The 26,508-nt window shown below is 43.8% G+C and carries 16 protein-coding genes; 8 read left to right on the top strand and 8 right to left on the bottom strand.

Features of this window, described 5'->3' with window-relative positions; all coding sequences use genetic code 11:
* The first annotated feature begins 44 nt into the window (after positions 1 to 44).
* The 5 genes from AC2A4J_RS07890 (at position 45) to AC2A4J_RS07870 (ending at position 5,541) form a co-directional block, all read left to right on the top strand.
* Positions 45 to 1,511: a glycosyl hydrolase family 79 N-terminal domain-containing protein gene (locus AC2A4J_RS07890; RefSeq protein ID WP_484175579.1), complete on the top strand. Its 1,467-nt coding sequence runs from the start codon at positions 45 to 47 to the stop codon at positions 1,509 to 1,511.
* A 106-nt stretch (positions 1,512 to 1,617) separates the two neighbouring features.
* Positions 1,618 to 2,649, top strand: a complete 1,032-nt coding sequence (fepB, locus tag AC2A4J_RS07885; protein WP_484175578.1) for a Fe2+-enterobactin ABC transporter substrate-binding protein — start codon at positions 1,618 to 1,620, stop codon at positions 2,647 to 2,649.
* The gene (gene fepD, locus AC2A4J_RS07880) at positions 2,646 to 3,662 is read left to right on the top strand and encodes a Fe(3+)-siderophore ABC transporter permease (RefSeq protein ID WP_484175577.1); all 1,017 of its coding nucleotides are present in this window, start codon (positions 2,646 to 2,648) and stop codon (positions 3,660 to 3,662) included. Before fepB ends, fepD begins: the two co-directional genes overlap by 4 nt.
* The gene (locus tag AC2A4J_RS07875; RefSeq protein WP_484175576.1) at positions 3,659 to 4,675 is read left to right on the top strand and encodes a FecCD family ABC transporter permease; all 1,017 of its coding nucleotides are present in this window, start codon (positions 3,659 to 3,661) and stop codon (positions 4,673 to 4,675) included. Before fepD ends, AC2A4J_RS07875 begins: the two co-directional genes overlap by 4 nt.
* Positions 4,672 to 5,541 carry an ABC transporter ATP-binding protein gene (locus tag AC2A4J_RS07870; protein WP_484175575.1) on the top strand — a complete coding sequence of 290 codons (870 nt, stop codon included), beginning with the start codon at positions 4,672 to 4,674 and terminating at the stop codon, positions 5,539 to 5,541. The genes AC2A4J_RS07875 and AC2A4J_RS07870 overlap by 4 nt, the downstream gene beginning before the upstream one ends.
* 61 nt (positions 5,542 to 5,602) lie before the next feature.
* Here AC2A4J_RS07870 and entS read toward each other — a convergent pair whose 3' ends face one another.
* The 4 genes from entS to fes all read right to left on the bottom strand — a co-directional run bounded on the left by entS (position 5,603) and on the right by fes (position 17,090).
* A complete protein-coding gene (entS, locus tag AC2A4J_RS07865) occupies positions 5,603 to 6,913 on the bottom strand; it encodes an enterobactin transporter EntS (RefSeq protein WP_205115195.1) in 1,311 nt (436 codons plus the stop codon).
* Positions 6,914 to 6,980: 67 nt separating this feature from the next.
* Entirely contained in the window at positions 6,981 to 15,512 is an 8,532-nt protein-coding gene (locus AC2A4J_RS07860) for an amino acid adenylation domain-containing protein (protein ID WP_484175574.1), read from the bottom strand.
* 11 nt (positions 15,513 to 15,523) lie between these two features.
* Positions 15,524 to 15,748: an MbtH family protein gene (locus tag AC2A4J_RS07855; protein WP_114412456.1), complete on the bottom strand. Its 225-nt coding sequence runs from the start codon at positions 15,746 to 15,748 to the stop codon at positions 15,524 to 15,526.
* 28 nt (positions 15,749 to 15,776) lie between these two features.
* Positions 15,777 to 17,090, bottom strand: a complete 1,314-nt coding sequence (fes, locus tag AC2A4J_RS07850) for an enterochelin esterase (RefSeq protein WP_484175573.1) — start codon at positions 17,088 to 17,090, stop codon at positions 15,777 to 15,779.
* A gap of 108 nt (positions 17,091 to 17,198) precedes the next feature.
* Here fes and AC2A4J_RS07845 point away from each other — a divergent pair, with 108 nt between their 5' ends.
* Entirely contained in the window at positions 17,199 to 19,271 is a 2,073-nt protein-coding gene (locus AC2A4J_RS07845; protein ID WP_484175572.1) for a TonB-dependent receptor, read from the top strand.
* Between the two features lie 91 nt (positions 19,272 to 19,362).
* Here the strand turns inward: AC2A4J_RS07845 and dhbA are convergent, their stop codons facing one another.
* Genes dhbA through AC2A4J_RS07825 form a run of 4 tightly spaced genes read right to left on the bottom strand, consistent with a single transcriptional unit; the run spans position 19,363 to position 23,839 of the window.
* Entirely contained in the window at positions 19,363 to 20,121 is a 759-nt protein-coding gene (dhbA, locus tag AC2A4J_RS07840; protein WP_275586985.1) for a 2,3-dihydro-2,3-dihydroxybenzoate dehydrogenase, read from the bottom strand.
* Positions 20,118 to 21,002: an isochorismatase gene (locus tag AC2A4J_RS07835; protein ID WP_205115202.1), complete on the bottom strand. Its 885-nt coding sequence runs from the start codon at positions 21,000 to 21,002 to the stop codon at positions 20,118 to 20,120. The genes dhbA and AC2A4J_RS07835 overlap by 4 nt, the downstream gene beginning before the upstream one ends.
* A gap of 12 nt (positions 21,003 to 21,014) precedes the next feature.
* A complete protein-coding gene (locus AC2A4J_RS07830; protein WP_484175571.1) occupies positions 21,015 to 22,667 on the bottom strand; it encodes a (2,3-dihydroxybenzoyl)adenylate synthase in 1,653 nt (550 codons plus the stop codon).
* Complete coding sequence (locus tag AC2A4J_RS07825) at positions 22,664 to 23,839, bottom strand: isochorismate synthase (protein ID WP_484175570.1); 1,176 nt, start codon at positions 23,837 to 23,839, stop codon at positions 22,664 to 22,666. The genes AC2A4J_RS07830 and AC2A4J_RS07825 overlap by 4 nt, the downstream gene beginning before the upstream one ends.
* A gap of 212 nt (positions 23,840 to 24,051) precedes the next feature.
* Here AC2A4J_RS07825 and AC2A4J_RS07820 point away from each other — a divergent pair, with 212 nt between their 5' ends.
* Together AC2A4J_RS07820 and AC2A4J_RS07815 are read left to right on the top strand one after the other, a co-directional pair.
* Positions 24,052 to 25,152 carry an ABC transporter substrate-binding protein gene (locus AC2A4J_RS07820; protein ID WP_484175569.1) on the top strand — a complete coding sequence of 367 codons (1,101 nt, stop codon included), beginning with the start codon at positions 24,052 to 24,054 and terminating at the stop codon, positions 25,150 to 25,152.
* Positions 25,153 to 25,355: 203 nt separating this feature from the next.
* Positions 25,356 to 26,456 (top strand): ABC transporter substrate-binding protein, encoded by a 1,101-nt coding sequence (locus AC2A4J_RS07815; protein WP_484175568.1) that lies wholly within the window; start codon positions 25,356 to 25,358, stop codon positions 26,454 to 26,456.
* The last annotated feature ends 52 nt before the right edge of the window (positions 26,457 to 26,508 follow it).

Raw genomic sequence — 26,508 nt, 5'->3', positions numbered from 1 at the left:
TTTTATCGCAGTCTAGTAAAACCTTTTATGAGGGATATGAACTCTTGTTTTATTCTAGATTGCAAAGACGGCACAATATTCATCAAAATAAATCGCTGCTCGTTAATCTTAACAGCACGACGCCCATTACCACTATAGACCCAAGATACTTATCTTTCTCGATTGATATTTCCGTATTGGCTGGTGGTTTCTGGTGGGAAGGCAGTGAAGGCACTCAAAGAGGACTTGGCACACAACGAGTTCCCCCTTTGGATTTAAACCAAGAAAAACTGAATTTATTAGTCAAAGGTCTTGGTAGTGCCTACGTACGTGTCGGTGGATCAGAAGCAGATAACGTCACTTATTTCACCAATAAAAATGTAGATGATAAAGTCTCTCCAAACCCCCTGCTTCTTACTCGAGATATGTGGCACCAGCTTCATAATTTCTGCCAGCGAAATACATTAGCCCTCATGTTTACCATGAAATATGGTCTATTCGAGCGGCGCCAACAAGGTAACTGGCAAGCAGGCGAAGTCAAAGCCCTGTTAGAATATAGCCAAGAGAACGGACAAAACATCGACATTTGTGAACTGGGCAATGAACTCAATGCCTATTGGGCGTTTCATGGATTAACGTCTCAACCCAGTGCGCGAAATCTTGCCAAAGACTACGATACATTTATCCGTTGTGTACGCCGCTATAGTCCGGATAGCAAAGTTGCAGGACCAGGCAGCGCTTTTTGGCCAAGAATCGGCGAAGCTATCAAACCCTTGAGTAATATTTCCGCACCATTCCTAGGCTACCTAGAAGAACCTCTCGACATTGTTGATTGGCATTATTACCCATTCCAAAGCAGCCGATCTCCTGTTAAAACGCGAGCAGCTAGCATCAAAAATATTCTCTCGCCAAGCTCTCTTATGGATTACGAAAGATATTCAAGGCAATTAGAAAAGCTCCGTGATCAGTTTCAGCCTGGAGCTCAACTTTGGACAGGAGAGACTGGCTCCGCTCAGTGCGGTGGACAAGCCAAGTTATCAGACCGTTTTGTATCCTGCTTTTGGTGGGCAGATCAATTAGGAAGGGGCGCGAAAATCGGCCAAAAAGTAATGATACGCCAGAGCCTTATTGGTGGCGACTATGCTCTTATTAACCGCCAAACGTTAAAACCAAACCCAGATTATTGGGTCAGCTGGCTATGGGGCAAACTCATGGGAGAGCAAGTTTTTGATGTTCAAAGCAACGACCCTTTTGTACAAATTTACTGCCATAGTGCCAAAAAAGTAGGCAAATGCACCCTTCTTATCATCAATATGTCAGCCAACCCCAAAATTTTACACTGCAACGGTTTTGGCTCTAAAAAGCGCCGTTTTGAAATCACTGCAGATTCTCTTACATCAAAAAAGGTTCGCATCAACGGCCTCAAACCCAAATTTAAAAATGGCAAAGTCAAACTCAGTGATTTTCCTAAGCTTTCTAAGCTCAACCTTGTCAGTCCTTATAGCATTAACTTCTGGTGTTTTACTGTGTAACAACTAGAGACATCCAAAAAACAAATAGAAATGATTATCAATAGTATAAATATTCTATTCTCATCTATATAATGACGCGTTCTTCTCGGTCTACAGGATTTTAGACATGGTTCGCTTTATGACACGCTTCACACCAGTTTTAGCTCTTCTTTTTTTAAGTCTTACTTTAGCAAGCTGTGATCAATCACCCACAGCCGCGCCAGACAAAACACAGTTAAAAATAGATCAAGTAGAAAAAAGCACATCGGGTTGGCCAAGAAAAATCATGACCCCAGAAGGTCTGCTCACTCTTAATAAAAAACCAACCAGAATTGTGTCCACCAGCGTCACCTTGACGGGGACGTTACTTGCTATCAAGGCACCCCTTGTCGCTTCTGGCGCTACTATGGCGAATACCAGCGTAGCATCTGAACAAGGCTTTATGCGCCAATGGGCAGATATCGCAGAAACTAGAGGTGTCACTCCCCTCTATCAAACCGAACCCAATGCCGAAGCGATTATCAAGGCCAACCCAGATCTAATCATCATTTCTGCAACTGGTGGAGATTCCGCCCTCAAGCTCTATGAGCAACTTAAAGATATCGCACCAACATTGGTTATTGCGTATGACGACAAAAGCTGGATGCAACTTGCGAGCATTTTTGGCGATATTCTAGGTTTAGAAGAACAAGCAAAAACCATGATCCAACGCTTTGAACAAGAAGTGAAACACACCAAAACTACGATTAACCTACCACCTCAACCGACCACGGCCATGGTCTACTACCAAGACGACACTGGAGCCAATATTTGGACCTCAGAATCTGCACAGGGTCGATTATTACAAGAACTTGGTTTTACTCTAGCTGACGTCCCTGAGAGCGTAAAAGGCAATATCAGCATGGGGATTCGTCATGACATAATCATCGCTACTGGGGAACGCTTTCCTGATGCGGTAACTGGCAATACCACACTGCTGTTTTCAGCCAGCACTGATAGAGAACAAGCATTTATAGATAACCCTTATCTACATGAAACAAGTTCTGTACAAAACCATCAGGTATTCGCCGTTGGCGAAGACACTTTTCGCCTAGACTATTACAGCGCCACCAATTTATTGAAGCGATTGCAAGCACTGTTTGGACGTGAAAAGTCATGACCCATAACACAATGTCTGCGTCAAAGAGCAAGCGATACGCTTGGTTGTTCGCATTGCTACTATTTTTGCTCATTATTATGGTCGCCAGTTTATGCATTGGGGCTAAGCCGATTTCCATGGGCATTCTGTGGAATATATTCATGGGCGAAGAGCATGGACTGGCTAAAACCATTGTTATTGAAGGTCGCTTACCACGCACTTTAAACGGGCTTTTTGTTGGTATGGCGCTTGGAACGTCTGGCGCACTGATTCAGGCAATAACCCGAAACCCTTTGGCGGACCCCGGTATTCTTGGCGTTAACTTAGGTGCCAGTTTAGCCATCGCGATCGCCATCGTCTTTTTAGGCGCAACTCAGCTGACCGAATTTTTTGGTTATGCGGCTCTAGGGGCTTTTTTAGCCAGCTTATTAGTATATTTCGTTGGTAGCATCGGCGGTGGTAGAGCCGACCCACTGAAACTGACGCTAGCTGGGGTTGCCATTGGCGCCGTATTTGGCGGTATTAGCTCTGGCCTTACCCTTTTCAATCCTAGTGCATTCGATCAGATGCGTTTTTGGGCGGTTGGCAGCCTAGATATTCGCGCGATATCTGTCCCATTATTTATCGCTCCTATTGTCATCGGCGGCTGCTTGTTAGCCGTATCGATTACCCCAGCCCTTAATGCATTTGGATTAGGCGACTCTTTGGCATCAGCACTGGGCAGCAAACCCGCTCGTATTCAGTTATTGGGACTAATAGCAGTTACATTACTTTGTGGCGCTGCCACTGCGGCGGCCGGACCCATTGGCTTTGTCAGTCTAATGATGCCACACATTGCTCGCTGGATGGTGGGCCCAGATCAACGCTGGATCATTCCCTTTTGCTTTATTCTAACGCCCATATTGCTATTAATTGCTGACATCATCGGACGTGTATTAATTGTTGGGGAATTACGAGTTTCTATTGTGACAGCGTTTATCGGTGCACCTATTCTGATTTATTTAGTGCGCAGAAAAGGAGCTTCTGGACTATGAAGGTCGATCGTCACCACTCACTGACAATAACTAACTTTGTCAGTCACTACCCAAAGCAAATCATTTGTCTTTTTACTATTGCGTTGGTCATTGCCACACTTTTTTTTGGCCAACACATTGCCGAAAATGCTCAAGATATTTGGCAACTTGTCACAGGCCAAGCAGACCCTTATCAATCCATTGTTGTGTGGCAATGGCGGGCATCAAGATTGTTTGCCGCCTTAGTGCTCGGTGCGGCGCTCGGAATCAGCGGTGCGGTATTCCAATCATTGGTTCGTAACCCTTTAGGTAGTCCTGATATAACGGGTTTTAATGTGGGTGCCTTTACCGGAGTTTTGCTGTCTATTGCTTTATTTGGCAATCTCTACTGGTTCAGTGTGTTGGGCGCGATTCTTGGCGGTCTTTTTTCTGCCTTACTCGTCTACCTATTCGCCTATCGAGATGGCCACTCCGGTTTTCGATTAATCATTGTCGGCATCGCGATTAGCGCAACGCTCTCTGCATTTAACCAATGGCTGATTCTTAGCGTTTCACTAGAGACTGCAATGACCGCCGCGCTTTGGGGTGCGGGCACACTGAATGGTATGACCTGGGTACGCATATTGCCCGCCGCGGTGCTCATTGCGGCCTTTATCCTCTGTGCTTTTTTGCTTAATACTCGTATGAAGTTGCTCGAAATGGGCGACGATACCGCAGCGGCACTGGGCGTCTCAGTGAATAAAACCCGTCTCGCCCTAATGTTTGTTGGTGTTGCTTTAACCGCTGTAGCCACTGCCATCACAGGGCCTATAGCCTTCATTGCTCTGGCCGCGCCTCAGATAGCAAAACGGCTTGAAAACAGCGCAAGTATCTCATTGGGATCATCTGCTCTAGTAGGCGGTTTGTTATTACTTAGCGCAGATTTTATCGCGCAACATAGCTGGGAAGGCTCGACATTACCGGTAGGACTCATCACCGTGAGCTTGGGTGGTATTTATCTAGTGTTTTTAATTATTCGTGAGGGAAGAAAATGACGGCGACAGTCACAGAAATTCATCAGAACAAACCGAACAACAGCACCTCTAAAGCGCTGCCTGAACTTTCTTTGTCGACCCATTCAGTGACCCTCGGTTACGATCAAACCATCATCACCAACAATCTATCGATTGATATTCCTGAAGGAAAATTCAGTATTATTGTTGGCCCAAATGGCTGTGGAAAATCCACTTTGCTAAGAGCGCTGAGTAGATTGCTGCCACCAAAATCTGGCCAAGTACGACTAAATAGCCAAGACATTCATGCCTTACCAACCCGTGAGGTAGCAAAAATACTGGGACTCTTGCCACAAACCGCCATTGCTCCAGATGGTATAAAAGTGGTCGATCTAGTCGCTCGTGGCCGTTTTCCCCATCAAAAGTGGTTTCAACCTTGGCGCGAACAAGACCAGATAGCTATCGAGTCAGCAATGAAAGCGACTGGCATCATGGAGTTCGCTCAGCATCATGTTGATCAACTGTCTGGCGGGCAAAAACAACGTGTGTGGGTAGCTATGGCCTTGGCTCAAGAAACACCATTACTATTATTAGATGAGCCAACGACGTACTTAGATATCGCCCATCAAATTGAGCTAATGGATTTATTTCAAGACTTAAACCGCCTACAAGGTCATACCATGGTGGCGGTTCTGCATGACCTTAATCACGCTTGCCGATACGCTGACAATCTTATTGCTATGAAAGAAGGGAAAATCATTACTTCTGGCGCGCCCAAAGACGTTGTCACTGAAGCGCTTATTGAAGACGTATTTGGCTTACCCTGTATGATTCTGGAAGATCCTGTTTCAGGGACACCATTAATCATTCCAAAAGGTCGACAAGTGTCGTTGAGCGACAAGCTATAAATAAAAAATGGCGATGTCCTGCGACATCGCCATTTTTAAGATTGCACCCTCTAAAAAGTCATTACGCCGTCGCCTCTTTTGCCTCAACTTCTTTTTCATTAGATCCTTCTTTAGCAACACCCTCATCAGGAAAGAGCGTGGTATCAATCAAGCTGACATTTCGTAATGAGCGATTTCCGGCACTTAATAATACCGTTGCTGCGGCACAACCAAAGCCAAGGGCGACTAAACCCATAATCGGCGACAACACCTTTACAAGTGCACCAATGCCTAATGCACCAGCAGAATCCCCTACTACATCTTGCGCAGTCCAGAAGCTACCAATTCGACCTAACATGTGATCTGGCGTGTGGCCCTGTACAATTGTGTATTGCAGCAAGCCGCCAATAGAACCGAGATAACCGAATACAGCCAAGGCCAGCAACATAACCACTATATGCCCCATAAAACCCAATGCAGCGACACATAAGAAGGATAAAAATGCGGTGAACAACATCACCACACCTGGCCGTTTCGCATGACGAACCCAACCGCTAGTAAGCGCCCCTAACGTCGACCCAACAGGTACTGCGGCGTACATGAGCCCAACTTCAAACGCTCCGCCACCAAATGCGGTTGCCGCTAAAGCAGGGAATAAAATACGAATAGATTTGGTGACCGCTTCTAGTGTGCCCAATGCAACAACGGCACGAATAACTTTGTGCGTAAACACAAAGCTAAATCCGTCTATTAATGAGCGGATTGGGTGCTCTTGAGGCCCACCTTCTTGCGGCTTCATGTTTGGCAAAGTAACCAAGGTAATTAACGTACAAAGCGTACCTATCGCTGCCAAGGTATAGTTCCATGTCACCCCAAATGACACTATCACCACACCGGCAACTGCGGGTGAAATGACGGAACCAATACGGACAATCAACATGCTCAATGCACCCGCTGTTGGCAAATTTTCTCGTCCAACTAAATGAGGAATAGACGCCATTAGCGCTGTCATACCAATGGCACTGAAAAAACCATCCCAGAGAGAAATGGCATAAACGGCCCACAGACTTGGCTCTGACAAATACGCATTGGCTGCAAGCAAGACAAAGCCAACACCGCAAATAAAGCGCGAAAATAGAATCAGCCATTTACGGTCCATTCTGTCCGCTAGGACACCACCTAGCATCAGACCGACAAACATCCCCATTCCATCTAACGCCACGGCAAAACCAACCTGTAAACTGGACCCCGTTAACTCATATATCTGTACCGGCACGGCGACATTTAGCATGCCAATACCCAACACAGACATCAGCCGAGCAATGAAAATAGCGCGAAAGTTTCTGTTGGTTTTTAGCAAACTAAAATCCAACATAATATTTGATTTTGACATAAACACTCTTTAAATCTGGCGCGACATTTCGCCGCGCTCTAATACGATTGAAGTTGTTGTTTTGAAGCTATAATTCTGAGACTAGTTGGTTAAAAACAGGTCCCAGCGCGGTAAGCGCTTCAGGCGATAAAATATCTTCATGAGCAAACTCAAAATGATACTCTTCAAGACTGTCGACATAAGGCGCCCAAGTCGATTGGATATCCATGCCTTCTGGCAGGGTTTTATCTGCCACAAACAGCACAGCCTTACCTCTGTAGCGCTCAGTTTTTGCCTTTGACAATAAAGCAACCGAGTCAGCATAGTTCTGCACAATATCGGCAAACATGGCATCTTGGGCTTCTTCAACCTGCTCATCTAAAATATCTTCCGATGTATCCATAAAGTGCGCCTTTTCACGCTCCACTTCATCTTGCGCTTCTTCATCTACAGATCCAGACCAATCTTGTTCATCTGGCGGATAAGTATCCAACAACCCAAGGAAACTTACCTCCTCGCCTATTGCTTGTAATCGAACGGCCAGAGCGTGAGCAATGACACCGCCTAAGGAGTAACCAATCAAGCGATAAGGTCCTGTTGGCTGGCGCTCTTTCAATACTTTAAAGTGCTGTTCAATCACACCATCCATATTGGTTTGTGCAGCAATGGGCCCATCCGGCCGCGGAGACTGCAAACCAATCATTGGAAAAGTGTGCGATAGATAACGAGCAAAGCCCGCATATTGCCAAGCAAAACCAGACGCAGGATGAATGCAAAAGATCGGTAAGCCAGTACCATCTTTTATCGGTAGCACAGCGCCAAAGCCAGACAACTCTAGGCTATTCGCAAAATCTTGATGACTTAACACATGTGCCAGTTTTTCAATGCTTGGGGAAACCATCACTTGTCCCACAGTTACATTAAGTTTTAAGGCTTTACGTAATTCAGCAACAAGACGTACTGCGAGAATCGAATGCCCGCCCAAGGTAAAGAAATCATCACTCGCATTAAGATCAGTCACACCCAATACCTTAGAAAAAGCATTGGCGATTTCTGTTTCGATACCTAACTTAACCGCCCTGCCTTTTGTTGAACCCAAAACATCAGAGGGTAAAGGTAAGGCTTTGCGGTCAAGCTTTCCATTCGCACTTAAGGGCATAGTGTCCAATTGCAATACCGCAACAGGCACCATATGAGCAGGCAATAACTCACTCATCAAGGAGCGAATTTGTACAGTGTCCAACTCACCTGAACGACTAGTGACATAGGCCACCAATTGACGAGCATCAGCCCCCATAACGCTAATGTCTTGACCTAATGTTTTCACCACAACAACGGATTGATCAACACCTATTTGTGCTGCGAGCACTTGCTCTATCTCGCCCAACTCAATACGTTGACCACGAATTTTCAGCTGATCATCACTCCGACCCAGGTATTCAATCGCTCCATTGTCTAACCAACGAACCACATCACCAGTACGATACATGCGCTCACCATTGGCTTCTGGGTCAGCAACAAAGCGAGTGGCACATAACTCTGGTCGACGCCAATAGCCATCCGCTAGCTGCACACCACAAAGATACAATTCTCCCGCAACACCAATAGGTACTGGACGTAGGAAATTATCCAGTATCCGCAGTTGAGTATTCCAAACAGGATAACCAATAGGCACACCAACGCCTTTTAGCTGAGCTAAATCGTGACCAAAAGCAGGGTAATAAGAGACATCCACTGCTGCTTCTGTTGGCCCATATAAATTATGAAGCTCACAACCAACCCTAGTTTCAAACTGCGTAGACAATTCAACAGGCAAGGCCTCGCCACTGCAGAAGACCCGTTTCAAACTATGACAAGTATCTGAGTTTTCTCCCTCTAAGGAAGACACAAACGCCGCCAACATGGAGGGAACAAAATGCAGAGTCGTTATCTTATTGTCTGCGATCAGTTGTTGTAATTGAATTGGGTCACGATGAGAATCTGGTGGCGCCATATGAAGCTTAGCTCCCACCATAGCACTCCAAAAAAATTCCCAAACCGACACATCAAAGCTGCAAGGTGTTTTTTGTAGCACAACATCGTCCGACGTCAGTGGATATTGGTTTTGCATCCACAAGATACGATTCACAATGGCTTGATGAGAAACTAGCACCCCTTTCGGTCGACCCGTTGAGCCCGAGGTATAAAGCAAATATGCGGCTTCATTTACTCTTAAAAGAGGTGCATGCCAGTCATCTAGTACTCGCTGTAATTCAACACTTTCAGCTGACCTAATCGGTGAATCATAGAAGTACTGTTTGCTAGTCGTCACAAAGCGGCTAGCTTCGCTTGCTAACGTAATCAATGCCGCTGGTTTGGCATCCTCCAGCATGTAATTTAGTCGATCATCAGGGTAGCCAGTATCTAGCGGAAGATAAGCAGCACCCACTTCAATCGTCGCCCACAAGGCAAGACTTAACTTAACGGAACGAGGCAGCGCAACCGCCACAACATCACCAGATTGAACTCCTAAGGATTGTAATTCTTTGGCCAGCGTAACAACTTGGTAGCGAGCCTCTAAATACGTTAATTGATACTCATCATCAGAGATACAAATCTGATGTGGAGTCAGGCAAGCCTGCTTTATTAAACCATCACGGAGGGTCATGTTAGGCAAAGCATGAAAAGTGTCATTCACGCTTTTTGTTATGGCTTTTTCGGTAGGCAACCTAAGATCTAATGCTTGCTGTGGCGAATTATCATCGCTTAACAATGAGGTTACCAAGCTATCGAAACGTGCGATTATATCGTTAATTTCAGCGCCACCTCGGTACTCAAACAGTAAATTTAACTGCTCACCAGGCAATGCTAATACCGTCAATGGGTAATGAGTGAAACCTCGGCTATACACTTCGTTGAGCTGTAAACCGTGATGAGTCTGACTAAATAAGTCCGCCTGTTCAGGGAAGTTTTCCACCACCAGCAAGGTATCAAATAAATTAGCATGGCCTCCTAATCGTTGGATTTCTGCCAATCCCAATCCATCATTTTCTAGCAAACCAACTTGTTCATATTGAACTTGTTGCATTTGCTCCCATAAGGTCAATTCAGGCTGTAATTGCACACGGACAGGAACCGTATTACTGAATAGGCCTATATGTTCTTCTATTCCCGCCACATCAGAAAAGCGACCAGAAACGGGTGTACCAAAAATCACATCAGAGCGACCTGTTAAACACGAAAGTAAGTTAGCCCACAAGGTTTGCAATACGCTATTTAAGGTAATTCCTCGCTGCTGATAAAAACGTTTGAGCTTGGCAAACTTATCCTCGGAAAGTGTCAATGTATAAGTTGTGACTTGCGATGAAGGCGGTTGATCCGCAAATAGCAGCGTCGGGGCGGAACCCGCTAACGCCTCTTTCCAGGCATCTCGCATCACCGTTTTATCCCTAGACATCAATTGCTCAACAACCTGAGAATACGGAACTGGAATAGCAGGTAATTCAATAGCACTACTGCCATAAGCAGTAAGCAAATCACGAATTAAGATAGGCGTTGACCAGCCATCAACAACTAGATGATGAGCATTTACAAACAAGCAATGTTGATTATCTGACATGTGAACTAAGACAGTATTCAGCAATGGAATGCCTGCCGACTGAAACGCCATAAAGTCTCGACTTAGCTCTTCGTGCTCAATGCCCTGCAATGCTTTTTGTTGGGTAAGAATATCTTGATCCGTTAAATCAACGACCTGTAGCGGCACCCACGTTTTCCGCTCGCCACGCCGCCAAGGTAGAATTTGTAACGCTGTATTGCCTTGTGAAAAATCAAATAAGGCGCCGAGTTGAGGATGCCTTTCCATCACAACCCCTAACGATGCTTTAAGACGCTCAGTGTCAACAACACCGGAAAATGTCAGGCGTACTAAAGAGCTATAACTTGCATCCTTAGCATTACTCTCCTTTTCTAGCTGCGCATGAAAAAGTAGTCCTTCTTGCAAAGGCAAAGCGGGCAAAATGGCTTGTAAGGAGCCATATTGGCTTCTTAATCTATGAATATTTTGGTCGCTAAGATCCAAATTTTTCAAATCTTCTGGCACCAAGGTGTCCGCCGCTATAGCTTGGTGCGTTAGAGCGAATTTACTCATAGCCAACGAGGCAGCAGACAACTGATTAATCAGCTCTTGGGATTCTGTAGGCGCTATTTGTTGAATATCATGATCCACGTAAATAGCTAATTGCGGAGCCCCCTGACTGTCATCCACAAAAATATTTAATTCCAACGCATAAGATGATTTCAGCTGATCGGATTGATGTACTTCAAAGGTATCTTGAAAATAACGCCCGCCTTGCAGCAGAGAAAGATCATCCCGCTGAAAACGGCCAAGGTAGTTAAATAAAATTTGTGGCGCTACTGTGTTGCTACTCTCAGCAAGTGAAGTCTGATCACCCAAATAGCGCAACACGCCATATCCCACACCATCATTGGGCACTCTAAGCAAACTACTACGCACCAACTGTACAACTTCTTCATAAGGCGCTTCAGGATGATTAAGATCAAATAATAGAGCGTCTTTTCCGGCCAAACGTATCGGGTATTCAGCGGTAAACCAGCCCAAGGTTCGAGTCAAATCTAGCTCACCAACCTCAGCACGACCATGGGATTCCAGCATCATTGAGATGTCTGTCTTCTTATATTGCATAGCGAGAGCAATATATAAAACACTCAAAATAGCCTCTTGCGGCTGACACTGATATTGCTTGGGTATAACGTCTAATAAGAGTTTAGAGACGTTCTCATCTAATAAAATCCGTTGATGCGCACGCTCATTAGAAGCTTCGCGCGCTATCAGTGGCTTACCTTTTCGTTGCTCCAACCAATATGCTTGCTGGGACAACCAGCGAGGCATCTCATCTGCCAGAACCTTTTGCCAATCTATTAAACTATTGGGTGAATTTGATAAGCTTCTCTCTGGGTCTTTCAATAAACCCGCTATATCAGAAAAAAGAATTCGCCATGACATCCCATCTATTATCGAATGATGCATAACAAACACAGCCGCTTTTTTATTGTTATTACGCAAATAAGCCACTCGCATAGCAGCAAAAGGCTCATTTGATTCAATGCGAACAAGCTGCTCGAAAGCATCGTCAGCCAAATTCGATAAAGCGCCTTGTTTCTCAAATACTTTTACAAAAAAAGCATTTTCAGAAGAGCCGATCTCAAGGTGAGAAGCATTAACCTGAGCCGCAAGAATGCTATGAGCTGCAATCAGTTTGACAATAACCTGTTCAAACTGCTGATGTGACATAGAATCTGGTAAAGCAAAACATACGGCCTGAAAATAAGGCTGATTAAGACCTCCAGCTTCCTGCATCCATTGATAAATAGGTAAATTCGATAGCTGACCAGATTGAACACTTGGCCGCTTTTTAACAGCATCTACTCGTGATAATCGCGTTGCTATTGAACGGATTATGCGGCTTTCAAAAACATCTTTTGCGCGTAAAGAATAACCCTCTTTTCGCGCCAAACCGCCTAAAGACATAGCGACAATACTATCACCACCCAACGCAAAAAAGTCGTCATCAATAAAGACACAATCTAGATTCAAAACCTTCTGAACCCATTCGCACACCAACGCTTCTTTATCGTTCTTTGGCAAAATTCCACGGCTACGAATAATAATAGGGTCAGGTAGCGCGTTTCGATCTATCTTACCGTTTGTGTTTAATGGAAATTGCTCCAATAACGTCACAGTAGCCGGAACCATATACGAAGGAAGTTGACGAGACAAAACATCTAACAGTGCTCGAGCTTCATTTTGTGTTGCTTGCTCATCAGTAGTCATTTTTTGATAGTGATCAAGTACGACATAAGCATCTAAACGATGCGTACTGCCCAGTTTATTGGCGACAACAAGACTGCTTTTCACGTTTTCAATTGCATTCAGAACCGTCTCAATTTCACCAGGCTCAACACGATGACCGCGAATTTGGACCTGATGATCTATCCGACCAATAAACTCAACTTGCCCATCCTCTAGCCATCTCGCTAAATCACCCGTTCGGTACATCCTCTCACCCAATTTGAATGGATTAGCAATAAAACGAGCTGCGGTTAATGAACTTTGATTTAGATATCCATGCGCCAAGCCAGGACCTGAAACATAGAGCTCTCCGGTGGTTCCAATGGCAACTGGCGATAGGCTGGAGTCGAGAATATAGGATTCCGTATTGGCGATAGGACGACCTATCACGACTTGGTCCGAGTCTTTTATATCGGCTCCTAGGCTGTCTACCGTATTCTCCGTAGGGCCATAGTAATTTCTAACATTCAATGCTGGGTAACGTCGTGCTTGTTGCCATAAACGAGAAGATGGTGCTTCGCCACCAATGTAAATTAACTCAGGAAAGCACTTGGCTGACTCTATCGCCTCAAGATCAAAAAGCTGAGCCAGTACCGTTGGAGGCAGATCGGCGGCATGAACATGATGCTTATTAAAATACTGCTTAATAAGCTCAGAATCCTTACATATTTCATCGTCAACAATATGAAGGGTGTGTCCAAAGCACAGCCAATATAGCGAGTCCCAACTGGTATCAAATGAAAAAGAAGCGGTCAGCATGGCATTCACATTCAAATGCTTTTCTGCCAACGTCTTGCCATCGCGTAACCAATGAGAAAACGCTAAATTAACTAAACCTTTGTGAGCTATCACCACCCCCTTTGCTTTTCCAGTCGAACCAGATGTGTACATGATATAAGCCAAGTCATCTGACGAAGGAAAATCATACACGGCTTTTAAGGGATCTTTTTGATTTACTGATTGTATAAAACTGTCATCATCAACTGACATAACAAGTGTCGTATCAGACACATTAAAGCCATAAGCATCACAGATAATCAACAACTGAGGCACGGAATCTTCTAGCATCCAATTAATGCGCTCTTCAGGGTAAGTCGGATCAATCGGCAAATAATGTGCACCAAGTCCCATGGTCGCAAACATGGCGTAAACCATGCGCTCGTCTCGCGGTAAAGCCAGTCCAACACAAGCGCCCTTTTTTACCCCAAACTCACTCAACACTTGCGCCCATTTTGCGACATTGTCATGTAATTGTTCGAAGCTAATTGACTGCTCTTTCACTACGAGCGCGGGCCTAGTTGCCAAAGAATTATCTAACCCATGAAACTGTTCAATCAAACTCACATATTGACTGCTAGATGCGACTACCCCTTTCTGCCAACGTTGAATCTGCAATTGCTCAGAGGTTAGTAACGTTGAAACATCGGCAATACGAGTATCAGAATCATCTAAAAGTCTTTCAGCAAATATTTCAAAACGCCGCAGATGCGTATTTAACGATTCGACATCGTATTTTTGATCATTACCCACCCACTCTATGTGAAGGTCGCCACTGTCAAAGTGCAAGCCGAAATCCAGATCTTCAACAGGTCCAGCAGCAAGATGTTCTATTTTTGCAGCGGCCTCACCAAACGAGAGATCATAATCAAACAGTCGCAAGTTTAATGTTGGACCATATAAGGCTTCTCCCACGCGATTTAAATCACGAGAAATTTGCTCAGCATTGTATTTTTGGTGCTTGCGTATGGCTTTCAAGCTTTGCTTTATACGTCGCGTCAGCTCAAAAATACCGTCTTCCAAATGCCCTTCAATAAAAACGGGCAAGACATTCACCACTGGCCCAAGCGCACTTAAAGAAACACTGCCAACGCGCCCCATAAATGGCAAACCAACCGGAACTCGCCACTGCCCCGTCATTCGAATCAAATACGCTGAGATCAATCCCATTGCCAGATCAGCAACGGTAAGATTAGAAGAAGGGAATCGATCTAGGCAGCTTTGTAAAGTTGAACCACCAATACGGCCATTTACTCTAATTAAACGCTGAGATACCGACGCATTTCCTGCCTCCGTCAATGCATCGCGATTAGATAAACTGACCACATTAGGTAAATCGGAACAGTATTCTGTCCAGAAAGCTTTATCACGTTGGTATTTATCTGATCGTTTATAGGCTTGCTCCTCCTCTACCACCTGAAAAAAAGAGGCATAAGGTGAGTTAGTAATGGTTTTTTGCAGAACAAGCGCCTGATAAATACTCGCCACTCTGGCGGTAAAGGCATTAAAACTGAAACCATCTAGCATGATATGGTGAAAACGCTGATACCAAACGTACTGCAAGTCTGACAGTTTAAAAACAATCTGACGAACCAATGGCATAGTCGAAGACAGCGTCAACTCAGCGTCCAAGTCTTGCTGAATAAGCGAATCCATATAAGCTTGTCCATCACTTTGATTCGAGATGTCCATCCATGCAGGAGTAAACTCGAGATCACTGCAATCCAACTGTTGGGTCGGAACGCCATTATATTCGCGATAAACAGCCTGTACGGTATCGGCTTCTTTCAACCCTAGCTGAATAGCTTCTAGTAAATACTTAGAATCAAGATTCCCTGTGATGTGGACCTTATGCGCAATAGTAAAGGTATTACGTTGTGAAGAAATATGATCGGCTAGCCATATGCCCATCTGCACATCCGTAAGGGGTGCAACCGTACTATCCTCTAAGCCTATCGATTTATTAATGCGCGATGCGATGTTATTTTCCATAATAAACTTCTTTAAGAACCGCTAGAAAGTGAAGGGGAATTTTGTGGGCGAATATCCGTCCAGTTCGTTTCGATATATTCAAGACAATTATCACGAGAGCTCGGCCCAAAAGCCTGTTGCCAACCTGCTGGTATAGTCTTAAAAAGCGGCCATAAACTATGCTGCTGCAGTGCATTTACTAAGACCAAAAACGCCAATGAATCATCGTCAAATGGGTTAATTGCTTCATTACTCATTTTTTTCTCCCTGTCTAATTCAGTAAAGTTAAGATCTAGCTGGTATTAAATGTCGCAAACCATCAACAAGACCTGAGCGCCATGACAACCAATCATGACCACCACAAACTATCTCGTAATGCACCTGTCCGCCTTTTTGCTGAATCGCTTGATAAGTCGCTTCGTTATATAGACACATATCTGCTTCGCCACTCCCTACATTCAAAAAAGCTTGTAAATGAGAAACACTTATTTGATTTTTGAGGATTTGGTCGGCAAGGCTATTTGTAGGTACATTCTTAATCCATTCGTTACTAGAGGTCGTATTATTAGGTGCTCGCATTCGACTATCTTCTGGCCACCAAAACGAGCCAGACAAACTAATCACTTTTGAAAAATACTCTGGAAAGGTAACGCCTGCGTACAAGGCAGAAAGTCCGCCTAAACTCTGGCCTGCGACAAGAAAATCAGACACGGAGCAATCTTCCTGTGCAAGTTCTGATGTTACTGTTGGCAAAAGCTCACCTAACAAAGACTGCCAAAAAGAGCTGTAGCAACCCAGCTCTTTCCAGCGTGTCGGCCCATCTATTGAAGGCACCAAAAGGTAATGAGCAGGTGCTATTTTAAAGGTGTCTGTTAAATACTGGAGAACCGATAGTGTGCCACTTGGCGCTCCCCATTTTTGCCCGTCAAGCAATACAACCAATGGTGCGTCACTCGTTGCGGTCGAGAAAAGCCAAGCAGTTCGCTGGTTATCTAACTCTTTTGAGGGCCAATTGATCGCATGCACACGACTAGCTGAAATAGCATTCAACTCTCCACGATCCCATTCTTGCCAACCCAATTCAGCTGCGGCTTTAGGAAGATGAAGCGGTGAACTTATCCCCCACCCCGAAATCAATTCAGGCAATGGATTCAATGGATCAGAAATCTGATTTACGGCAACAGACATCCACCAAGCACGTTGCGCTTCCCTAGAACCATCGCCCATTTGTCGTACAGAATCTGGCAACTGGTGCTTTTCTATTGGAATAAAGGAATAACTGCCTCGCCAGTTAGAATTGATTTGTAACAAGCCCATCCACACATCCGTACCACTTATTCGATGTAGGCAGACTGGCTCCCAACTATGATGGTCTGTCAACGAATTAACATCAAGCAACACACTTGCAATGCTTGATTCATATTCATTTCCTTGTGGATCTTGCCAAACAAACAACACGGAGCTGGTTTGCTCGCTTTCCTCATGTATAAAAGGCGCTCCTGCAGAACTGACGCTTTGCCACCAGACGTTGCTGCCAACATGCTCTTGGCAAACACCAAAATATTCCAGCCATGCTGGCAACGTAGATTCCTTATTCAACACATTCATCCTTTATTTCAAAAATATGAACAAATACTATTGCGAATCATTCTCACTATCAATAACATTAACAAAATCTTTACTTCATTGATGCAAAAAAGGATAAATATGTATCACTCCAAAAAAACCTCATCCACTCAACTACCAAGCTCCCTATCAGCAATTGCTATTGCGGTCATTAGTATTAATGCAGCTTGCGCCTCTTCCAATGCTTTTGCAGAAGACACCACAGCGCTTCCTGCATTGGTTGTAACGGGTGAGAAAATGGATAAAGACATTAAAGAAACCACAACCGCGGTGACTGTGCTTCATGGTGAAGATATAGCCAGTGGTGAAACAAAGGATGTAAAAGAACTAGCCACACAAGCACCAAACGTTGTTACCTCCTCATTTGGCAATATAGCGATACGAGGAATGAGTGGTAACGGCGCAGCTTCTGGTGGCTATGCCTTAATCACTGGCGCACGCTCTCGCGTCTCAACAGTCATTGACGGTGGTACTCAAGATTGGTCAGGCTACAATTTCACTCCCAGCGGTGTTTGGGACGCTCAACAGGTTGAGGTTCTTCGTGGTCCACAATCCACAACCCAAGGCACTAGCTCAATAGCTGGCGCTGTCGTAATCAAAACGAACGACCCAACCTTTACGGATGAAGCCGCCGTTCGTGCAGGACTCGAACATTATGAAAACGGTAATTTAAAATATAATTTAGGAGCAATGTCATCTGGAGCTTTAATAGATGACGAGCTAGCGTATCGTATTGCACTTGATGGCACCAAAGGCGAAGGTTGGATGAACTACGCTCAATCAGACGATGAGCTAGACACTGGCCCCGATGTCAACGATGCAGAGAACTACAATATGCGTGGAAAGTTACTCTGGGAGCCTGCAAGCAACCCGAATTTAACGGCTAAATTGACCGTAGAACACCATAAATACGAAGGAGAGTATCTAAGCTGGGCAAATGATGAGGAAGATGATTTTTCTGGAGCATTGATGACTCTAGGTAGCGGACGTAATACACGCTTGCAAGACTCTACGACTGACGCCATTGCAGTAGACATCGATTACAATCTAGGTGATGGCATAAGTAATGCTTTATATATTGCTTATAGCAAAAGCAAAATCAGCTTTGATGAATACCCTGGAACCACGCTGCTCGACATAAGCAAAGACACAACAACAATCGAAAACCGCATTATCTTTAATCAGCCTAATGCAGCATTAACAGGTGTCATTGGTTTATTTGCGTCAAAAAAAGACGCCGATACAGACATCACCTATCGTGGACAAAATTGGTACACAGCTAACGATACCTCCACCACTACATTAGCGCTATATGGCGAAGGAAGCTACGCACTCACAGAGAAAACAAATCTAATTGGTGGCGCACGTCTTGAAAGAGAAGAAGCCGATCGCTTTATTGTTAATGATGGTCGAACAGATGTTGATCATGATGATAGCGAAACAAACCTCCTGCCAAAAATTGGTCTTACCCATGCGATATCAAATACCACGACATTAGGCGCCAACATTCGAAAAGGCTACAGCCCAGGTGGTTCTGCTTATCAATGGGACTCTACACGCGAATTTTATACTTATGAAAGCGAGGATGTTACTGCTTACGAATTGAGTAGTAAAAGTCAATTTACGAATGGAGCAACTTTAGTCACCTCTTTGTTCTATAACGACTATTCTAATTACCAAGCCATGTATAACGATCGTATTAATAACATAGATTCGGCACACACCTACGGCATAGAACTGGAAGCGACAGCTTGGGCAACCGATGATCTTCAATTACGCAGCTCTATTGGTTTGCTACGAAGCGAAATTGATAACTATCAAACCTCAGAAGGAAATGACCTTCCTAGCGCCCCTGAAATCAACGCAAGCATAGGCTTTACTCAATACATTGGCGAAAGCTGGTCATTTGGTAGCGATGTTACTTATGTCGGCGAATACTATTCTGATTTGGACAATACGGAAGACTACAAAGCAGGCGACTACGTACGCACTGACGCTCGCATACAATATGTTAATGGCAGCCTAACCATAGATGGTTATGTTAAAAACCTAACTGACGAAGACATTATTTACCAAATCAATGGAGGACGATCTGTACGAGCCTCTGTAGGTCAAACTCGCACTATCGGCCTAAGCGCTACCTACCGAATGTAATTTATTAAATATCGTACAATAACCAAAAAAGGCGAATCGTTTTCGATTCGCCTTTTTTGGTTTTTAATCTCTCTAAATTAACGACGTTTAATTAAGCGTTTAACGTAGCACCACCATCCACAACAATATCCTGCATAGTAATATGGTTCGACATATCTGAAGCAAAGAATAATACCACTTGAGCAATATCACTCGGCTGAGCAATTTTACCTAATGGAATACCCAATTTATATTGCTCTGGAAAACCGTTAATCGTATTTTGCTCTGCGTCATCATTGGTCCACAACATTCGCTGCATGGGTGTGTCGGTGGAGCCAGGACACACAAGATTGCAACGTACGCCGTAAGAGGCAAGCTCCAATCCTGCCGTATGGCTCAATGCAGACAAAGCCGCTTTCGATGCACAATAAGCCGCCATATTTTGACGCGGTACTTTGGCTGCATTCGAGCTAATAGTAACGATTACCCCACTCTTCTGGCGTTTAAAAGTAGTAACCGCATGCTTAATCATTAAAAAAGCACCGCCCGCATTGACGTTAAAACAGTGTTTAAAATCATCCAAGCTTGTGTCCTCAAGGCTTCCCAAATGCAATATTCCCGCACCATTCACCAATACATCTAGTTGTGGAAAATCACTCTGTATCTCTGGCACAACACGAGAAACAGCCTCTTCATCGCTAATATCTAGAGTTACACAGTCAAAACCGTAAAAGCCACCATCAAACGCTAGATCAAAGCCGATAACTTTGGCACCAAGAGAAGTAAATTGATTCGCTACCTCCAAACCAATCCCGCTTCCAGCACCCGTTACCCAAATGGTTTTACCTGAAAAATCAAGTGGATTAATCATGCCGCTAGCGCCCTCTTGTTTTGGATTAGCTCCCACCAACCATTTAGTGTGGCAGCACTGGCCAACTCTTGAAAAGAAACCTCAACTCCCAACGCTTTCCATTTGGTGACCAATGACATAATTTGAATCGAATCAAGGCCATAATCAATCAACTCTTCATCGGCATCAAATTCCTGGATATCTTCATCATCAAGGAAGGCAAAAACTTGTGCTTTTAACTGCTCAAAGCGAAAGCCAGTGTCCACAATATCAGTTGCAATCAACACCTCTTTTGTTGAAATCACTCGACCTGTTCTTCCCCCTGTAAAGGTGAGCGCTTGTCGATGCTCATCTTCACTAAAATCTGCCAAGGCATCACCTATCATGAAAGGCTGAATATCACGCATAAACGCATCCGCGGCCGTAATCATGCAGCCAATGTGCGCATAAACACCTCCTATCAATAACTGATCGCGTCCCCAGCTCTGCATAAGTTCCTGAAGGTTCGAACGATGAAATGCGCTATAACGCCACTTAACTAAAACCGTATCACTTTCGTCTGGAGCCAACTCTTTCACAACCTGTTGCAATTCAGGAAAATCATTTAAGCCACTTCCCCACATATCATTTAATAAAGCACGATCTTCCGGTTTCTGATCATTGGGCTGCGCGGTATAAACAACGGGAATATCATTGGCTCGGCAATAGGCTTTGATAGCCGCAAGATTTTGCTTCAAGGTGTTGATCAGTTCCGAATCAGCATCGTAAAAACGCAGAAAGTACGCTTGCATGTCATGAATTAAAAACACGGCACGCTTTGGCTCTAATACCCAGTTTACTTTTTGATTAGGAAAGGTATCAGCGGTTGGCATAGAGTAAGACGGTATCGTTGGAATGCTCATATAAAGTCCTTTTTATAGTGTTCTATCTAATTGAGAAGTAAGTTGTGAGTTATGTTGTAAGCGCTGGCGTATCAACTCCCGTAATGCAACCTTGTTAGGCTTGCCAACAGGAGTAAGGGGAAGAGAGTCAATAAATTCAAACCGATCAGGTACTTTGTAGTCCGCCACACCAAGACCTCTTAGATATTTACGCAAAGAGAGACTTTTCATGCCATGACTAACCACTTTAGGAACAATAAAAGCACAACTCTTTTCTCCCATCATACTGTCTGGCATAGAGACAAGCGCACTGTGCATAATCAACTCATGCTTTAATAAAAGGTTTTCTATTTCTTCTGCCGCAATTTTTTCACCACCGCGATTAATTTGATCTTTATCACGCCCGACTACTGTCAAATACCCTTTATCGTTACGGCATACCAAATCCCCCGAATGATAAAACCCTTCCTCATCAAACACCTTGGCATTATGTTCTGGTGAATTGTAATAACCACGAATGGTGTATGGGCCACGAGTAGCCAACTCGCCTATTTCCCCTGCAGCAACTTCTTCGCCCTCGGCATCAAGTACTTTCACCTCATCAAGCGAACACATGGGACGCCCTTGTGTGGTTACTATTGTCTCAATGTCATCATCCAATCTGGTGTAGTTCACCAAACCTTCCGCCATACCAAGAATCTGTTGCAACTGACAGCCCAATATTTCGGGTACTTGTCGAGCAAGGTTTTCACTCAGTTTTGCACCACCAACCTGCATTAGCTGCAAAGAAGATAAAGACGAATTATTGGACGGTGCCGCTTGTAGCCACAAAGCCAAAGCAGGAGGAACCAAAGCAGTAACAGTCACTTGATGGCGTTCGATTAATTCGAAACACGTACTCGCGTCAGGACTTGGTGACATAACAACGCATCCACCAACATGAAAAACACCAAAGGCACCAGGAGAACTAAGAGGAAAATTATGCGCACAAGGCAACGCGCAAAGATACTTTGTGGTAGCCGTAAAATGACAGATTTCTGCACTGCGGCGTACACTAAAAAAATAATCGTTGTGGGTTCTTGGGATTAGCTTTGGTGTACCTGTACTGCCACCAGAAAGCTGAAAAAATGCCACCTCATCTGCATTACTTGGCACTGCTGTTAATAATGTACTTGTCGATGAAGCAAGTACATTTTCAAGAGTCTCAGTCCATTCTGATTTCCCAACAATCAGGGCGTGCTGCGATTCTTTTGACAATACATTCAATGTGTTGAAAAAAGCACCATCATGAAACAAAGCATGTTCGTCACTGGCGACGATAATCTTTGGTTCAATTTGTGTGACGTAAGCGGTTAACTCCATTTTGTTATGACTAAACAATGCGTTCACAGGAGCAACGCCAAGACGCATAAGCGCAAAAAACACCACATAAAATTCAGCAATATTAGGAAGCTGGACTAATGCAGTATCTCCAGCTCGTAAACCGAGATCCTGAAAATACACAGCTAATCGTTTGGATTGAGAGCACAAATCTTGATAGTTCAACGATCTTTCACCACAAATAACTGCAACATTTTCTTGTGGTGCGATGTCAATTAAATCCAGTAATGGCCGATCAGTCCAATAACCCTTTTCCCGATATTTCTTGGCAAACGATTCTGGCCAAGGCGTAAAAGCAATACTCATATCACATCTTCCTTTATTCCAAATGCATTCAGCATGGTGCGCATTTTAGCGCTGGTTTCTAACCACTCACTCTCTGGATTTGAATCAGGCACAACCCCAGCTCCAGCGAATAAGGTCACTTTGTTACCTAATACTTCGGCACAACGTATGGCAATAGCCCATTCACCGTTACCTTCTGCATCACACCAGCCAACTAAGCCACTGAAAAACCCACGCTGATGGGGCTCTAGCGCTGCAATATGATGCTGCGCGGACACAGTTGGTGTGCCACACATGGCCGGCGTTGGGTGTATTTGTTTAATAAGATCAAACATGGAAGGTGGGTTTACGGTGGGAAGTGTTGCTTCAATGTCCGTTGATAAATGCCACATAGTTGGTGTCGAGATTAAACTGGGCACTTCTTGCGTTTTAAGACTTTCTACTACAGGCAATAGTGCTGCTCGAATTGCATCAACAACAAGGCGGTGCTCATACTGATCTTTTGCTGAATTTGAAAGTGTTTTTGCTGCTTGTCGATCTGCATCAAGGTTAATTAAGCGTTTTGCAGACCCTGCTAATGGGTTTGAGAATATCTTATTACCCTGCTTCCTAATCAGTAATTCAGGGCTCGCGCCAATTAAAACACGATTATTAAGGGGAACACTAAAGTGATAAGCACTTGGGTTTTGCGCCATTATATTGGCTAATAAACGAGGCACATCAACACTTCTATCTAAGGTTAACTTTAGTATTTTAGATAAAACAACTTTCTTCAAAGGACTGTTTTCAAAGGTAGACAGTGCCTGCTCTATCATATCTAAAAAATCTACATAATTTGGAGCAAAGCTTTGCTCACTAGCATGATGAATAAAGTCCTTATCGACAAATGGAGACAAGCTACGATCCAGAGGCTTCACTCTTTCATGCCACTCAGGCACCACCAGTTGAACCGGCTGATTCATATCGAATGGAATAGCCCCTACTAAAATGGGATTACGCCTTCCTCGAGCCTGCTCTCTTTGAAAGACAGCCTGGACTTCTTGATGGAAGGTATTACTCAGCAGAGGGATAGCAATACGTTGGCGAATACCATTAGTACGCACAAGATTGGAATTCGAATTAAATAAAAACACATCATCTTGCGACCGATCCGGTACTAAAGCATTGGCATGTTCAGGGAAGGTAATGTCCATAATATCTCCTGTAATGATAACCATTATCAAAAAGAAATATATCCTTATTGATAATCATTTTCAATTAAAGAGATAATAAACACTTGTAAATTATCCGTAAGCGTACTATTAAAAATAGAGAGCATTTTAAAAGATAATCAATTTTAAAGTGCTCTGGCACTCATACTGAGCATAGGGAAATCGAAAAATCATTCTTAGCTAAAGAGTACTCTATGAATCAACTTCTTAAACTTACACTGATTTTAGTGGTGTTTTTTTTGTCTGGGCTAACCCAAGCGAAAATGACCGTCATTAATGACGTTTTAGGTCGAAAAGTCGCACTGGAATTACCTGCACAAAGAGTCGTTTTAGGAGTTTACGCAGAGGATTACATGGCCATTGGCACTGAAAGTGCTTTTGATAACGTCGTCGGCCTATCACGAGATACCTGGAAAGCTTGGCGGCCGGCCAATTGGAATCTCTATACAAATTATCGCCCTTCGTTAAAAGACATCCCAGACATTGGTGAAGTTGAAAATCAAACATTTTCCATTGACAAAGTGATCCACCTAAAACCAAGTGTTGTTGTGCTAGCTGATTGGCAATATAAAAGCTTAGGAACAAAAATTGCAGACCTTGAAAAAGAGGAAATCTCCATTGTTGTCATTGACTATAACGCCCAAACATTACAGCGACACATCAGCAGCACGCTCATTATTGGCCAGCTAACGGGACAAGAAAAACGCGCAAAAAAAATTGCAGCGGAATATAGAAACACAATTGAGACAACATTAAAACGTATCAAATCAGCCAAATTACCACCGCCTAGAACGTATGTTGAGAATGGAAATAAAGGCCCTAGTCAGTACAGTGTGACGTACGGAAAAAATATGTGGGGGGCCATTGTAACTATGATGGGAGGTGACAATATTGCCACACCGTATATCGAGTGGTGGGGGTTAATGAACCCTGAGCAAGTGTTAGATTCAAAACCCGAAGTCATCTTCCTTTCAGGCACCGAATCGGGGGTAAAAACAGACGCCATGGCGATGGGGCAAGGTATTGAGCGAACACTGGCAGAATCTCGTTTAAAAGGTTTTACCGAACGCGCGGGCTGGGAAAATTTGCCAGCCATTAGAGATAACCGTATCTATGGAGTCTATCATGGCGCGTCCCGAACTATATTAGATGCTGCAATGGTTCAATTTGTGGCAAAGTCTTTATACCCAAGCTTATTTAAGGACATAGACCCAGAACAAGAATACTTAAACTTTTATATAAAATATTTACCCGTCACACCTGAAGGGACGTTTACCGTTCACATAACCAATTAACTTCTAAGATACCTTTTCACGCCATCAACAAAGGTCTTTAAATATAAAACCTTTCTCACTCTATGTTAGCTCATTCACTACACCTCAGTAATGATCCTTAAATGCAGCTTAAATCTTATTAATATACTCAAAAACCTTGCTAATTTTTCGCCTATCCGTAACATCCGAAACAAAAATCATTCTCAACAAAAGGGCATTCATTAATGAATCCACGTGTACTGCTTATTTTAGCTTTAGGTATCTCTATTTTTGCTGGTTCCGTTCAAGCAAAAATGACAGTCATTAACGACGTATTGAGCAGAAAAGTTGAACTAGACTTACCGGCTAAGCGTGTCATCTTAGGTTTTTACGCTGAAGATTACATGGCCATAGGCACTGAAAAAGCACTAGATAATGTAGTTGGCATCTCTCGTGACACCTGGGAAGGATGGCGCCCCTCAAGTTGGAGCCTTTATACTAATTATCGCCCCTCACTAAAGAATATTCCTGATGTTGGTGAAGTAGAAGCTCAAACTTTCTCTATTGAAAAAGTCATAAGCCTTAAACCAAGTGTTATTCTTCTAGCAGATTGGCAATATAAAGGCCTTGGCACTGATGTCGGGCGCTTAGAAGATGCTGGTATTCCAATTGTTGTTGTCGATTACAATGCCCAAACACTAGAGCGTCACATCAAGAGTACACAGATTATTGGTGAATTAACTGGGCAAGAAAAACGTGCTCAAGAAATCGCAGATGACTATCAACATACTATAGAATCTACCTTACAGCGTATAAAAGCCGCTAATTTACCAAAACCACGCACCTATGTTGAGTTTGGCAATAAAGGTCCAAGCCAATATAGCTTTACTTATGGCAAAAATATGTGGGGAGCTGTCATTACCATGATGGGTGGCGATAATATTGCAGCGCCATTTGTGGAATGGTGGGGACCAATGAATCCAGAACAAGTTCTGGCTTCACGACCTGAAGTTGTATTTCTAGCAGGCACTGAATCAGGTATGACAGGCGATGCAATAGCCATGGGGCAAGGTGTCGATAGAAAACTGGCAGAATCTCGTCTCGCGGGCTATAAAACTCGCACGGGATGGGAACAAATGCCAGCAGTAAAAAACAACCGCGTATACGGTATTTACCAAGGCGCTTCTCGTACTATTTTAGATGCCTCTATGGTTCAATTTATCGCTAAATCTATGTACCCAAGCTTATTCAAGGACATAGACCCAGAACAAGAATACTTAAACTTTTATAAAAAGTATTTACCCGTCATGCCAACAGGCACCTTTACCGCCCAAATATCAGAGTAATACGTCTCAACTCAAGCCTATGAAGGAGGAGCATACGCTCTCTCCTTTCTAG

The organism is Marinomonas sp. ATLA20 (assembly GCF_057180105.1).
Note: the sequence above shows the minus strand (reverse complement) of the source record. Positions and strands in the feature narration are given on the sequence as shown.

Excerpts from the sequence above, each read along its gene's own strand:
- fepB (WP_484175578.1), top strand. The coding sequence starts at position 1,618 with ATGGTTCGCTTTATGACACGCTTCACACCAGTTTTAGCTCTTCTTTTT.
- fepD (WP_484175577.1), top strand. The coding sequence starts at position 2,646 with ATGACCCATAACACAATGTCTGCGTCAAAGAGCAAGCGATACGCTTGG.
- AC2A4J_RS07875 (WP_484175576.1), top strand. The coding sequence starts at position 3,659 with ATGAAGGTCGATCGTCACCACTCACTGACAATAACTAACTTTGTCAGT.
- AC2A4J_RS07870 (WP_484175575.1), top strand. The coding sequence starts at position 4,672 with ATGACGGCGACAGTCACAGAAATTCATCAGAACAAACCGAACAACAGC.
- entS (WP_205115195.1), bottom strand. The coding sequence starts at position 6,913 with ATGTCAAAATCAAATATTATGTTGGATTTTAGTTTGCTAAAAACCAAC.
- AC2A4J_RS07860 (WP_484175574.1), bottom strand. The coding sequence starts at position 15,512 with ATGGAAAATAACATCGCATCGCGCATTAATAAATCGATAGGCTTAGAG.
- AC2A4J_RS07855 (WP_114412456.1), bottom strand. The coding sequence starts at position 15,748 with ATGAGTAATGAAGCAATTAACCCATTTGACGATGATTCATTGGCGTTT.
- AC2A4J_RS07845 (WP_484175572.1), top strand. The coding sequence starts at position 17,199 with ATGTATCACTCCAAAAAAACCTCATCCACTCAACTACCAAGCTCCCTA.
- dhbA (WP_275586985.1), bottom strand. The coding sequence starts at position 20,121 with ATGATTAATCCACTTGATTTTTCAGGTAAAACCATTTGGGTAACGGGT.
- AC2A4J_RS07835 (WP_205115202.1), bottom strand. The coding sequence starts at position 21,002 with ATGAGCATTCCAACGATACCGTCTTACTCTATGCCAACCGCTGATACC.
- AC2A4J_RS07830 (WP_484175571.1), bottom strand. The coding sequence starts at position 22,667 with ATGAGTATTGCTTTTACGCCTTGGCCAGAATCGTTTGCCAAGAAATAT.
- AC2A4J_RS07825 (WP_484175570.1), bottom strand. The coding sequence starts at position 23,839 with ATGGACATTACCTTCCCTGAACATGCCAATGCTTTAGTACCGGATCGG.
- AC2A4J_RS07820 (WP_484175569.1), top strand. The coding sequence starts at position 24,052 with ATGAATCAACTTCTTAAACTTACACTGATTTTAGTGGTGTTTTTTTTG.
- AC2A4J_RS07815 (WP_484175568.1), top strand. The coding sequence starts at position 25,356 with ATGAATCCACGTGTACTGCTTATTTTAGCTTTAGGTATCTCTATTTTT.